At 64.5% G+C, this 12,440-nt stretch carries 10 protein-coding genes and 1 tRNA gene; 3 read left to right on the top strand and 8 right to left on the bottom strand.

Features of this window, described 5'->3' with window-relative positions; all coding sequences use genetic code 11:
• Positions 1–7: 7 nt before the first annotated feature.
• On the bottom strand, positions 8–622 hold the full coding sequence (locus K3179_RS00525; RefSeq protein ID WP_221562001.1) for a GNAT family N-acetyltransferase: 615 nt from the start codon (positions 620–622) through the stop codon (positions 8–10).
• A gap of 60 nt (positions 623–682) precedes the next feature.
• Between K3179_RS00525 and K3179_RS00520 the strand changes: the two genes are divergently transcribed.
• Complete coding sequence (locus K3179_RS00520; RefSeq protein ID WP_221562000.1) at positions 683–1,420, top strand: sulfite exporter TauE/SafE family protein; 738 nt, start codon at positions 683–685, stop codon at positions 1,418–1,420.
• A gap of 8 nt (positions 1,421–1,428) precedes the next feature.
• On the opposite strand, the gene K3179_RS00515 is transcribed toward K3179_RS00520, so the two are convergent.
• Positions 1,429–1,503: transfer RNA gene (locus K3179_RS00515), tRNA-Asn, on the bottom strand.
• Between the two features lie 98 nt (positions 1,504–1,601).
• A complete protein-coding gene (locus K3179_RS00510) occupies positions 1,602–2,384 on the bottom strand; it encodes an NAD kinase (protein WP_221561999.1) in 783 nt (260 codons plus the stop codon).
• Between the two features lie 126 nt (positions 2,385–2,510).
• On the opposite strand from K3179_RS00510, the gene K3179_RS00505 reads away from it, so the two are divergent.
• Entirely contained in the window at positions 2,511–3,830 is a 1,320-nt protein-coding gene (locus K3179_RS00505; protein ID WP_221561998.1) for a bifunctional diguanylate cyclase/phosphodiesterase, read from the top strand.
• On the opposite strand, the gene mfd is transcribed toward K3179_RS00505, so the two are convergent.
• Entirely contained in the window at positions 3,827–7,312 is a 3,486-nt protein-coding gene (gene mfd / locus K3179_RS00500) for a transcription-repair coupling factor (RefSeq protein ID WP_221561997.1), read from the bottom strand. The genes K3179_RS00505 and mfd overlap by 4 nt on opposite strands.
• Before the next feature lie 55 nt (positions 7,313–7,367).
• Positions 7,368–7,646, bottom strand: a complete 279-nt coding sequence (locus tag K3179_RS00495) for an FAD assembly factor SdhE (RefSeq protein WP_090480114.1) — start codon at positions 7,644–7,646, stop codon at positions 7,368–7,370.
• 57 nt (positions 7,647–7,703) lie between these two features.
• On the opposite strand from K3179_RS00495, the gene recG reads away from it, so the two are divergent.
• On the top strand, positions 7,704–9,767 hold the full coding sequence (gene recG / locus K3179_RS00490) for an ATP-dependent DNA helicase RecG (protein ID WP_221561996.1): 2,064 nt from the start codon (positions 7,704–7,706) through the stop codon (positions 9,765–9,767).
• Here recG and K3179_RS00485 read toward each other — a convergent pair.
• The 3 genes from K3179_RS00485 to K3179_RS00475 are packed head-to-tail and all read right to left on the bottom strand — an operon-like array spanning position 9,764 to position 12,364.
• Positions 9,764–10,570, bottom strand: a complete 807-nt coding sequence (locus K3179_RS00485; protein WP_221561995.1) for a fructosamine kinase family protein — start codon at positions 10,568–10,570, stop codon at positions 9,764–9,766. The genes recG and K3179_RS00485 overlap by 4 nt on opposite strands.
• On the bottom strand, positions 10,567–11,898 hold the full coding sequence (locus K3179_RS00480; protein WP_221561994.1) for an ABC1 kinase family protein: 1,332 nt from the start codon (positions 11,896–11,898) through the stop codon (positions 10,567–10,569). The genes K3179_RS00485 and K3179_RS00480 overlap by 4 nt, the downstream gene beginning before the upstream one ends.
• Positions 11,891–12,364, bottom strand: coding sequence for a low molecular weight protein-tyrosine-phosphatase (locus K3179_RS00475; protein WP_221561993.1), 474 nt, complete (start codon positions 12,362–12,364; stop codon positions 11,891–11,893). The genes K3179_RS00480 and K3179_RS00475 overlap by 8 nt, the downstream gene beginning before the upstream one ends.
• Between the last annotated feature and the right edge of the window lie 76 nt (positions 12,365–12,440).

Genomic DNA, 12,440 nt, shown 5'->3' with positions numbered 1-12,440 from the left:
CCCGTCGCTATGAGCGGCGGGGCTGGCGGACCATGGGGATTAGCGGAGGCGCATCCGGAGTCGGCCTGATCTCTCCGACGGGCTCGAATCCGCACGAGGTGTAAAACCCGGTGTTCGCCGGGTTCGAGTTTTCCAGATAGGCGGGCACCTGCGCCCGGTCGCACGCATCGAGCACGGGCTGGATCAGCTTGCGGCCAAGGCCAGTGCCCCGCTTTTCGGGCCGGACCCCGATGCTGAACAGATAGGCATGGGGAAAGCTTGGATGGCTCTCCTCCATCGCTTCCCCGGTCTTTACCGCGCGCGCGATGGCCGCCGGTCCGCTGTAGACCAGCGTCGGCAGCGCGAAGAGGTAATAGTCCAGCCGGGTGAACAGCGTGTCCGTTCCGGGCAGTGCCCACATGCAGGCGCCGTCAGTGCCTGCGCGGTAGACGAAACCCCGGGGCACATAGATGCGCTTGGCCTGGTGGCGGAATAGCGCACGAATGGCCGGATAGCGGCCGAGCATCCAGAGATTGAAGGGATCGTTGCGGAACGCCTCGGCCGTGATGTCGCCGACGAGGCCGCTTTCTCCCGTTCTCGCGCGCACCAGCCCGTCGCTCAGTTCGATATCGTCCGCCGTCATGCAATCCCCTCCCGCATTCAGAGGCTAGAAGCGAACCTGCACGCGGTCTAGGTGATTGCGATGCTGCCGCTCCTCATAGCGTTCTTTGTCACAGCCTTGCTCTACGCAAGCGTCGGTTTCGGCGGCGGGTCGACCTATAATGCGCTGCTGGCGCTCTCGGGCGTCGATTACCGCATCCTCCCGATGATCGCGCTGGCGTGTAACATCGTGGTGGTGGCCGGCAGCACCGTCCGCTTCGCCAGGGCGGGGGTGACGCCATGGCGTCAGGCCGGGTTGCTCACCGCGATTGCCGCACCTGCTGCATTGCTGGGAGGTCTGACCCCGATATCGGAGACCGCGTTCCTGACGCTACTGGGTGCCGCGCTGCTGCTCACTGCGGCGACCATGCTGGTCCCTGTGCGCGATACGGACGGGGAAGCGGACAAGCGCGGGGCGTGGGCATGGCTGTTCGCCGCGCCGCTCGGCTATCTGGCAGGACTTGTGGGGATCGGCGGCGGCATCTTCCTCGCGCCGCTCCTGCACTTGATGAGATGGAATTCGGCACGTGCCATCGCCGCGACAGCCAGCCTGTTCATTCTCGTGAACTCGCTCTTCGGGTTGGCGGGCCAGATATTGAAGGGCGGCGAGGGCAGGTTCGTTGCCGCACTCGATGTGGGCCTGCCACTGCTCGTCGCGGTGGCGATCGGGGGGCAGATCGGCAGCCTGCTGGCGCTCAAATACCTTCCCCAGCGCTGGATACGATGGGGCACAGCCGCGCTCACCGCGTGGGTGGGCGCGCGCTTACTTTTTGGATTGTAAGAGAAAAGTGGCTCCCCGAGTTGGATTCGAACCAACGACCAAGTGATTAACAGTCACCTACTCTACCGCTGAGCTATCGGGGAGCAGCCTGTACGGCAGGGGTGCGCCTATATGGGCGGGGATTTGCTTTGGCAAGCGGGGTTTTGCAAAAAATTGCGGGTGCCTCGCCCGGCGCCGCTTCTCAGACCTGGAATTGCTCCGCCACAATCCGTTCGTCGAGGGTGTGGCCGGGATCGAACAGCAGCGTCAGGGTCTTGTCGCGCGCGATCTCCAGTCGGACTTCGGCGACGTCGCGCAGCTCGCGCTGGTCGGCCACGGCCGCGACCGGGCGCTTCTCCGATTCAAGCACGCGGAAGGTGATGCAGCTGCGATCCGGGAGGATCGCGCCCTTCCAGCGGCGCGGGCGGAACGCGGAAATCGGAGTGAGGGCGAGCAACTGGGAATCGAGCGGCAGGATCGGCCCGTCGGCAGAGAGGTTATAGGCAGTGGAGCCGGCGGGGGTCGACAGCAGCACGCCGTCGCACACCAGTTCCTTGATCCGGACCTTGTCGTCCACCAGCACTTCGATCTTCGCGGTCTGGCGGGTTTCACGCAGCAAGGACACTTCGTTGATGGCGCAGAACCGCTCCGTGCGCCCATCCTGCGTCTCCGCTTCCATCGCCAGCGGGCTGATGTTCAGTTCCTTGGCGCGCGCCAGGCGGCTCAGCAGCTTGTCCGGCTGGCGGTTGCGGTTCATTAGGAAGCCGACGGTGCCCAGGTTTACGCCATACGCGGGAATGATCCGCCCGGAATCGTGCATGGAATGCAGGCTCTGGAGCATGAAGCCGTCACCGCCCAGGACAACAACCGCATCCGCCTCTTCGATAGGAACCCAGTCGGCAAGCGGGCGATAGATTTCCGCCGCAGCTTCCTGCGCGCGGTCCGAATCCGAAACCAAGAGTGCCAGTCGGTTAAAGTCGGCCATTGCCTGTCCCGTTTTCGACCATCCTCGGACGGCCCTTGAAGCGAACCCCTATGGGCGAGCGTCCCATTTGGCAACAAATGCGGAAATTCTAGCAATATTTGCCGCGCGAGTGGATAAGCAGTTCCCATGGGTCGCGCAGATGAAACGATTATGGACGAAACGAAGGACATCCTGACGGGCCTTGCGGACCCGGCGCAGCTGCGCCGGACGGTCGCGCGCTGGCAGTCGGAATGGCCGGAACCGGGCGGGACCTGCCCGATCCATGCGATGCTGATCACTATCGGCCGGATCGACACCGTGAACGTGGCTTTCGGCGAAAGCGCGGGCGACGTGGCCCTGGTCGAAGTCGCCCAGCGTATCCGCCATTTCGCTTCGGACGAACTGGAAAGCGGCGTCTGGCTCGCCGCGCGGCTCAACGGCGGCAATTTCATGCTGCTCGCCCGCGAGGAATGCAGCCGCGAACGCTGGCAATGGCTGGCCGAGGCGTTGGCCGACGCGATTGCAGGACCCATCGTGAACCCGGAAGGCGGATCGAACCTGCGCCTCTGGCCCCGGATCGCGCTCATGCGGGCGAGCGAGCATGACGATGCCGACACGATCCTCGACAGGTTGTCGGAACTGGCCGAACGCAACCGCCAGTCTGCGGGGTCTCGTATCGCCTGGTCGAGCGGGATCGTGGCGCAGGGCAAGCGCTCCAGCCACGAGCTCGAGGCCGACCTGCTGGCCGCGATCGACCGCGACGAGATCGAGATTCTCTTCCAGCCGCAATTTTCCCTCTCGGATGACCGGATGATCGGCGCGGAGGCTCTGGCGCGCTGGCACCATCCGGTCATCGGCAAGGTCGGGGCAGGCGCCCTTTTCCAGATCGCGGACCGGGCCGACCACACGGCGCAGCTATCCCGGCATATCGCAGAGCGTGCGCTGCAGGGTGCGCGCAGTTGGCCAGAAGGCCTGCGCCTGTCGCTCAACATCACGCCGGCGGACCTAGCGGTAGAGAATTTCGCACTCGACTTCGCGCGCCTGTCGGACACGGTCGGCTTCCCGATGGAGCGGGTTACGCTGGAGATTGTCGAGCAGGTCCTGCTTGGGGACCTCGACCGGGTGAAGAGTGTGCTCGACCAGCTGAAACTGCTCGATTGCCGGATTGCGCTCGACGATTTCGGCGCCGGTTTCTGCAATTTCCGCTACTTGAAAGTGCTCTCGCTGGACTGCATCAAGCTCGACCGCTCGATGGTCGATGGTGTGATCGATGACGAGCGCGACCAGGCTGTCTTCCGCGCGATCATGGGCATGGCCCGCGCGCTGGATCTCAGCGTGCTGGTCGAAGGCATCGAAACCGAGGCGCAGAGGGACTTCTGCGCGCGCGAAGGTTGCGAGTATTATCAGGGTTTCCTGCGCGCGCAGCCGATGACGGCAGCGGAATTCGATCTTCTCGCCCGCAGCTAGGCCTTCTCGCGCTTGCGTGCCTTGCGCGCAATCCCGGACAGACCTTTCGTCAGCTGGAACAGGCCGTTGAGCCTGCTTTCCGGCGAATTCCACGCCCTGCTGATGACCAGCTTCATATCGGGGCGTAACTTCGCGGTGCCCTGTAGCCGGTCGACATAGGCGATGAGGCCCGGTCCGTCGGGGAAATTGTCCTGGTGGAAAGTGACCAATGTGCCCGCAGCGCCGACGTCGATCTTGGCGATATTCGCCTCGATCGCCTGCAGCTTGATCCTGATCAGCCTGACGAGGTTTTCCGTGGCCGAGGGCAGCGGCCCGAAACGGTCGATCATCTCTGCGGCGAGGGCCTCGATCTCGGCGGCGTTCTCGGCATCGTTCAGGCGGCGGTAGAGAGCCATGCGGACCGCCAGGTCGGGGACGTAGTCTTCCGGGATCATGATCGGGGCATCGACCGTAATCTGCGGGCTCACGGTTTCCGGCTTGGCCTCGAGACCCATCTCGCCAGCCTTGGCCGCCAGGATCGCGTCTTCCAGCATCGACTGGTAGAGTTCGAAACCGACCTCGCGGATGTGGCCGGACTGCTCGTCACCGAGGAGGTTACCCGCCCCGCGAATGTCGAGGTCGTGGCTGGCGAGCTGGAAGCCCGCACCGAGGCTGTCGAGATCGCCGAGCACCTTGAGGCGCTTCTCCGCGACCTCGGAAAGCTGGGTGTCCTTCTCGTAAGTGAGATAAGCGTAGGCGCGCAGTTTCGACCGGCCCACACGTCCGCGCAGCTGGTAAAGCTGGGCGAGGCCGAAGATATCCGCGCGGTGGATGATGATGGTGTTTGCGCTCGGCAGGTCGAGGCCGCTTTCGACGATGGTCGTCGCCAGCAGGACGTCGTACTTGCCCTCGTAGAAAGCGCTCATGCGCTCTTCGATTTCGCCTGCGCTCATCTGGCCGTGTGCGGACACGAATTTCACTTCGGGCACGTTCTCGTGCAGCCAGTCCGAAATGGCTTCCATGTCGGAGATTCGGGGCACGACGATGAAGCTCTGCCCTCCGCGATGGTGTTCGCGCAGCAGGGCTTCGCGCATCACCATGTCGTCCCATTCCATCACGTAAGTACGCACCGCCAGCCGGTCGACGGGCGGGGTCTGGATGGTCGACAGTTCGCGCAGGCCCGTCATCGCCATCTGCAAGGTGCGCGGGATCGGCGTGGCGGTCAGCGTCAGCATGTGCACGTCGGCGCGCAGCTGCTTGAGCTTTTCCTTGTGCGTCACGCCGAAACGCTGTTCTTCGTCGACGATGACGAGGCCGAGTTCCTTGAATTTGGTGTTCTTGGACAGGATCGCATGGGTGCCGACGACGATGTCGATATCGCCGCTCGCCAGCCCCTCGCGCGTTTCCTTCATCTCCTTGGCGGACACGAGGCGAGAGAGCCTGCCGACCTTAAGCGGGAATCCGTTGAAGCGCTGGCTGAAATTCTCGAAATGCTGGCGGGCGAGTAGGGTGGTCGGGGCGACCACGGCGACCTGTTGTCCGTTCATGGCCGCAACGAAGGCGGCGCGCAGCGCGACCTCGGTCTTGCCGAAACCGACATCGCCGCAGACGAGGCGGTCCATCGGCCTGCCGCTTTCGAGGTCCGACAGGACATCGGCGATGGCGCGGTCCTGATCGTCGGTTTCCTCGTACTGGAAGCGGTCGAGGAACTGGTTGTAAGGGCCTTCCTCCACTTCGAGGACCGGCGCTTTCTTCAATGCACGCTGGGCTGCCACCTGCATGAGCTCGCCCGCGATCTCGCGAATACGCTCCTTCAGGCGGGCACGGCGCTTCTGCCACGCCTCGCCGCCGAGCCGGTCCAGCTGGACCGCCTCTTCGGAAGAGCCATAGCGGCTCAGAACGTCAATATTCTCGACCGGGATAAACAGCTTGTCGCCGCCGCGATATTCGAGCTGGACGCAGTCGTGCTTCGACTTGCCCACCGCGATCGGTTCGAGGCCGAGATACTTGCCGATCCCGTGCTCGGTATGGACGATTAGGTCGCCGACGGAGAGCGCCTGCAACTCCGCCAGGAAGGCATCGGCATCCTTGCGCTTCTTCTTGCGGCGCACGAGGCGGTCGCCGAGGATGTCCTGCTCGGTAAGCAGTTCCATCTCGTCATTGGCGAAGCTGGCCTCCAAGGGGAGGACCATGGCGGCAGGCTTGCCCTTGGCCGACAGGCCGAGCGCTTCCTGCCAGCTGTCCGCCAGCGCGACGGGCTGGCCCGCTTCCTCCAAGATCGAGGCGATGCGCGATCGGCTGCCGGTCGAATAGGCGGCGAGGAGGGGACGCTTGCCCGCCTTGCCGAGCGATTTGAGGTGATCGGCAAGCGCCGGATAGACATTGTCGCCGCGTGCCCGCTCGGGTGCGAAATCGCGTCCCGAACGGAAGCCGAAGCCGACGACGGTCTCGCTCTCGGGCTCGTCGAAAGGGGTCGCGCGATGGGCCGGGGCATCGGCCAGGGTCGTCTTGAATTCTTCGTGCGTCAGGTAAAGCGCTTCGGGCTTTAGCGGCCGGTAATTGCCCTTGGCCTGACCCGTGGTCGCCGTGCGCTGCTCGTAATAATCGGACACATCGCCGATGCGCTCTTCAGCAGCGGCGAGCGATGCCTGGTCAATCACGACGATAGCGTCTTCGCCGAGGTGATCGAACAGCGTCGTTAGGCGCTCTTCGAACAGCGGGAGCCAATGCTCCATACCAGCGAGCCTCCGCCCCTCGCTGACCGCTTCGTAGAGCGGGTCCTGCGTCGCATTGGCGCCGAACATCTCGCGGTAGCGGCTGCGGAAACGCTTTATACTGTCTTCGTCGAGCAAGGCTTCGCTGGCAGGCAGCAGCAGGTGGCTGTCGAGCCGTCCGGTGCTCATCTGCGTATTGGGATCGAAGCTGCGCAGCGATTCCAGCTCGTCGCCGAAGAAATCGAGGCGCAGCGCCTCGTCCATGCCGGAGGGGAACACGTCCACGATGGAACCACGGATCGCGTATTCGCCCTTGTCGATCACCGTGTCGGTGCGGCTGTAGCCCTGGCGTTGCAGGAGCGCGGCAAGGCTTTCGCGGCCGATCTCGGTGCCGGGTTTGAATTCACGCACGCTCTCGCGAATGCGGAATGGCGTGAGGACGCGCTGGAGTACGGCATTGGCCGTGGTGACGACCAGCTGTGCCTTCGCTTTGCCCGTCTGCAGGCGATGCAGAGCGGCGAGACGCTTGGCGCTGACCGACAGGGCCGGGCTGGCACGGTCGTAGGGGAGCGAATCCCACGCGGGGAATTCGATGACTTCCAGTTCCGGCGCGAAGAAATGCGCCGCATCCGTGACCGCTCTCATTGCCGCATCATCGGGGGCAATGAATACCGCGCGTCCGGTGCTTGCGCGGGCAAGGTCGGCCATGACCAGCGGCTGCGCGCCGCGCGCGACCTGTGCCAGCGTCAGCGGCTGCTTTGCTTTGAGGATGCGGGAAAGGTCGGGCATTGAAGGGACAGCGCGATAACGCGCCGCGTGTTCCCGTCAACGCACTATTGCGCGCTCAGCGCGGAATATCGACGTAATCGAGCTCTTGCATCTTGGCCATCAGCGCGCCTTCGAAACGCGGCGGCGTGGGCTGGGTCTTGAGCGCCCATGCCATCACGTCGACATCGTCTTCTTCCAGCAGGGCTTCGAACCAGGCCAGTTCTTCCGCGCCCCAATCCGCATGATAGCGGTCGAAAAAGCCGCCGATCATGTAATCGGCTTCGCGGGTGCCGCGGTGCCAGGCGCGAAACCGGGCGCGCTGTTTCCTGCCTTCGAAGGTGAGCAATTCTGCCATGGCTGCGCGGGTAGGGCACTCGCCAAATGCGCGCAAGCGGCTATAGCGCAAATCACTATGCGGCCCGACGTGCTCAATCCCCTGTTCGCCGAAACCGACACGCTGGACGGCGTGGGTCCGAAGCTGAAGAAGCCGCTGGAGAAGCTGGGCCTCACGCGGATCAGGGACGTCGCCTATCACCTGCCCGATCGCTTCGTCACCCGGCGCGCGGTCGAAACGCTGGACGAGTCGGGCGAGGGCGAGAATATCGTCATCCGCCTGACGGTGACCGAACACCGCAGCGGCAGGTCGCCGCGCGCGCCCTATCGCGTCTTGGCGCAGGACAGCATCGGCAATGTGCTGTCGATCACCTATTTCGGCCGCGCGTCCTATACGGCGAAAAAACAGCTGCCGGTGGGCGAAACGCGCTGGGTGGCGGGCAAGCTGGAGCGCTATGGCGACATGCTCCAGATGGTCCATCCCGACCACGTGGTGGAAGAAGGCGGCGATACCCTCCAGCGGTTGTGCGAGCCGGTCTATCGCCTGTCGGAAGGCCTGACGCAGCCGAAAGTCGCAGGACTTGTCGGGCAGGCGCTGGACCGTTGTCCCGCTCTGCCGGAATGGATCGAGCCGACGCAGGTCGACGAGCACGACTGGCCCGCCTGGCAGGAGGCCATGCGCCTTGCGCACAAGGGCGAGCACAACGCAGCGCGCGACCGGCTGGCTTACGACGAACTGCTGGCCAATGCGCTGGCGCTGATGCTGGTCCGCGCGGACAACCGCAAGCGCAAGGGACAGCCGCTCCAAGGCGATGGCAGCTATCGCGGGAAACTGGACCTGCCGTTCCCGCTGACGGGCGCGCAAAAGCGGTCCATTGCCGAAATCGAAGGCGATATGGCGCAGGAAGCGCCCATGCTGCGCCTGCTCCAGGGCGATGTCGGTGCGGGCAAGACCGTCGTCGCGCTGGAAGCGATGCTGATCGCGGTGGAGGCAGGGGCGCAGGCCGCCTTGCTGGCACCGACGGAAATCCTCGCCCGCCAGCATCACGAGAGCCTGCGCCGCATGGCCGAGCCGACCGGGGCGCAGGTCGCGCTGCTCACCGGGCGCGACAAGGGCAAGGCGCGCGAGGCGACGCTGATGGGGCTGCTGGACGGCAGCATCGACATCGTCGTCGGCACCCACGCAATTTTCCAGGACAAGGTGGCCTATCGCAATCTGGCTATGGTCGTGATCGACGAGCAGCACCGCTTCGGGGTCGGGCAGCGGCTGATGCTCGCGAGCAAGGGCAAGCGCGCACCGCATGTACTCGCCATGACGGCCACGCCGATCCCGCGCACCCTGACGCTCGCCCAGTATGGCGAACTCGATGTGAGCAAGCTGGACGAGCTTCCGCCCGGTCGCCAGTCGATCGACACGGTGGTGATGGGACAGGACAGGATCCCCGCGCTGGCGGAGCGGCTCGCCGCGCAGTTCGAACAGGGAAGGCAGGCCTTCTGGGTCTGCCCGATGGTGCGCGAAATGGAAGGTCCGGAGGAAATCGCCGCGGCCGAGGCGCGCTACGCTTCGCTGAAAGAGCGGTTCGGTGACGACGTGGTGATGGTCCACGGCCAGCTGGCACCGGAAATGAAGGACGCCGCGATGGAGCGCTTCGCCCGCGGCCATGCGCGCCTCCTAGTGGCGACCACCGTCATCGAGGTCGGGGTCGACGTGCCCAACGCGACGCTGATGGTGATCGAGCAGGCCGAACGCTTCGGTCTGGCGCAGTTGCACCAGCTTCGTGGGCGCGTCGGGCGCGGGAGCGAAAAGAGCTTCTGTGTCCTGCTCCACGGCGAAAACCTGTCCGAAACCGCGCAGAAACGGTTGGCCCTGATGCGGGAGACGCAGGACGGCTTCCTGCTCGCCGAAGAAGACCTGCGGCTGCGCGGCGGGGGCGAATTGCTCGGCACGCGGCAATCGGGCGACACGCCGTTCACCATCGCCAGTTTCGAACAGATTACCGAACTGCTGCCCAAGGCCCATGACGATGCGCGCCTCTTGATGGAACGCGACGGCGGGCTGGAAGGCAAGCGCGGGGAGGCGGCGCGGATCCTGCTCTATCTCTTCGAACGCGACTTTGGCGTGAAAACCCTGCGCGGAGGCTAGAAGCCGAGCGTATCGAGTTCGCGCTCGACGGCGGGCCGGTAGCTGTCGCCGAACAGCCTCACGTGAAGCAGCCACATCCACAGCCGGTAGACCGGCTGCCGTTCGCGCCACCCCGCTTCGAGGTCGAGCGCGGCGAAGAAACTCTCGGGCGGATGATCGAAAACGGTCAGGCTCGCCGCATCGACCTCGCGGTCACCCCAGCACGCGCAAGGGTCGATCAGCCCGGTTATCCGGTTGCCCGATGCCAAGACATTTCCGCCCCACAAGTCGCCATGCACGAAGGAGACGTCGGGATTTGCTGGAATGATCTCGTCCAGTTCACCGCCAAGCTTCTCGATCCGCCTGCCGAGCGATATCTCGAGATGCGGAACATGGCATGCCAGACGTCGCTCAGCCCAGAAGCGCGACCAGCTGTCTGTCGGCGCGTTTTCGACCCGGACGTGACGCAGGGCATAATCCTTGTGCCAACCGTAAGTCTCGCCAGTCAGCTCGCGTAATCCGAGGACCGCTTCGGCAAGGCTATCCCATGCATCACCTAGCCCGCCTCGCGCTACAAGATGCTGTATAACCATTACATTATCGCGGCAGCCGATTACCCTTGGCGATGGGGTGGAAGCTGCCTCCATTGCGCGCAGCATTCCCGCTTCTACCGAGACGACGGGGCCGGTTTTCGCCACGAATTTGCGGCCATCTGCCAGTTCTACCGCAGAGGCTCCGGATATGTCGCCGCCGGGAAAGCGCTCGATACTCTCGACCGCCGCGCCGCAAATCGCTTCGATGGCCGCGCGCAGTTCCTGCGTCACGCGGTTTCCGCCAGGATACGCTCGACCGTGCCGCGAACATCCACGCGCGCGCCCAGCCTCGCGCCGAGCAGGGCGGTGCCGCTGACCTTGCGCTGGACGAAGAGAGTCTCGGGCGGAGGGAGGTGCCAGCTGGCCTTGTCCTTCGCAATCGGCATCACTTCCTCGCGGATTTGCGGGACGAAGGCGCGGTCGCCGAAGTCGAGTTGCCCCTCGCGCGACATTTCCGTGACCACGATATCGATCGCGCGGTCGATGCGCTCGGGATGGCGTTCGATCGCTTGCGGGGCAATGAAGCCGGCAGCGACCGCCTCGTCGCGCACGCGCGGGCGATCTTCGGCAATGCCCGCTTCAAGCAAGCGCCGGTAATCCGCCGATATTGCAGGGTCGACCTTTCGCGCCGCGCCGAAATCGAGCAGCACGATCTGCCCGGTGTCGGCACGATAGCGGTAATTGGCGAAATTCGGATCGGTCTGCATGAACCCGAAATCGAACAATTCCCGCCCGACCAGTTCGATCAAATTGGCGAAGGCCGCATCGCGCACATCCTGCGGCTCGTCGGCCAGCGCCTCGATCGGGCGTCCTTCCTCGAAACTCATCGCGAGGATTTGCGAGCGTGTGAGCGCGGGGTCGAGCGTGGGAAGCGCAAAGCGATCGTCGCCTTCCAGCAATTCGGCATAGCATTGCATCATGCGGCCTTCGCGCTCGTAATCCGCTTCCTCGCGCAGTTGGGCCTTCGCCGCAGCTAGCATCGGCGCAATGTCGAGTTCCTCAGGTAAAAGTCCCGTCATCCGCAGCAGTCCGGCCACGTTGTCGACGTCTGATTCTATGCTCTGCGCGACGCCGGGATATTGGACCTTGATGGCCATTGTCCGCCCGTCGCGGGTGAGGGCGCGGTGCACCTGACCGATCGATGCCGCGGCAATCGGTCTCGGCTCGAACCGCCGGAACTGCTTGCGCCAGTCCTTGCCCCATTGCTTCGCAAGAACCTTGTCGAGCTGGCGCGGCGGCATGAAATCGGCCTGTTCGCGCAGGCGGGCGAGGATGGCGGCAAGCTCGGGCGGCAGGACATCTCCCGCATCCATGGAGATCATCTGGCCCAGCTTCATCGCCGCACCGCGCATATGGGCGAGCCTGTCGGCAAGACGTTTGGCGTTGCCCGGCGTCAGCAGCATCTGGTCCATACTGGGCCGCTCACCCGCAGCAAGACGCCGTGCCCCTTCGCCGAGCGCCCCGGCAACCATTCCCCCGGCAAGACCGCCAAAGCCTGCCAGCCTTCCTATGCGGGATGAGGGAACGGAGCGCGCGCGGCGCTTGTCTTCATCAGCCATTTTCGGACAACATCACCGCGACCAGCGCCTGGGCCCCGGCATCGACCTCGCTCCAGGTAACGGCAAATCCGTCGGCGCCGCCGTAGTAGGGATCGCCGACCTCGCGTCCTTCCTGCCCGGGCACGATATCGAGCAGCATCGCGGTTTTCGCCTTGCCACTGCCCGGGTCGCGCCGCGCTATGTCCTGCATGTTCGACCGGTCCATGCCGATGATGAAGTCGAACTCGTGGAAGTCGTCTTGCGACAACTGCCTGCCGCGATAGCCGGTGATGTCGATCCCTTCGCTGCGAGCCTGATCAATGCTGCGCGGATCGGGCGGCTCGCCGACGTGATAGCCAGCGGTCCCGGCACTATCGACCTTCACGTCGAGGCCTGCATTTTGAGCGGCGCGACGGAAGGCCGCTTCGGCAAGGGGGGAACGGCAAATATTGCCGAGACAGACGAACAGAACGGATTGGGAAGCCATATCGCTTGAACGAGGCAGGCGGGCAGGGGTTTCCATCCGGCGCCGAATATCCGGTATGCCTAGGCGAAAGGTCGCA

It is taken from the genome of Qipengyuania intermedia (genome assembly GCF_019711615.1).
GTDB classification, from domain to species: domain Bacteria; phylum Pseudomonadota; class Alphaproteobacteria; order Sphingomonadales; family Sphingomonadaceae; genus Qipengyuania; species Qipengyuania intermedia.
This window is presented reverse-complemented; position numbering and strand designations above follow the sequence as displayed.

Coding starts and splice junctions, on each gene's coding strand:
- mfd (WP_221561997.1), bottom strand. CDS start 7,312: ATGCCCGACCTTTCCCGCATCCTCAAAGCAAAGCAGCCGCTGACGCTG.
- K3179_RS00475 (WP_221561993.1), bottom strand. CDS start 12,364: ATGGCTTCCCAATCCGTTCTGTTCGTCTGTCTCGGCAATATTTGCCGT.
- recG (WP_221561996.1), top strand. CDS start 7,704: ATGCGGCCCGACGTGCTCAATCCCCTGTTCGCCGAAACCGACACGCTG.
- K3179_RS00510 (WP_221561999.1), bottom strand. CDS start 2,384: ATGGCCGACTTTAACCGACTGGCACTCTTGGTTTCGGATTCGGACCGC.
- K3179_RS00525 (WP_221562001.1), bottom strand. CDS start 622: ATGACGGCGGACGATATCGAACTGAGCGACGGGCTGGTGCGCGCGAGA.
- K3179_RS00505 (WP_221561998.1), top strand. CDS start 2,511: ATGGGTCGCGCAGATGAAACGATTATGGACGAAACGAAGGACATCCTG.
- K3179_RS00480 (WP_221561994.1), bottom strand. CDS start 11,898: ATGGCTGATGAAGACAAGCGCCGCGCGCGCTCCGTTCCCTCATCCCGC.
- K3179_RS00495 (WP_090480114.1), bottom strand. CDS start 7,646: ATGGCAGAATTGCTCACCTTCGAAGGCAGGAAACAGCGCGCCCGGTTT.
- K3179_RS00520 (WP_221562000.1), top strand. CDS start 683: ATGCTGCCGCTCCTCATAGCGTTCTTTGTCACAGCCTTGCTCTACGCA.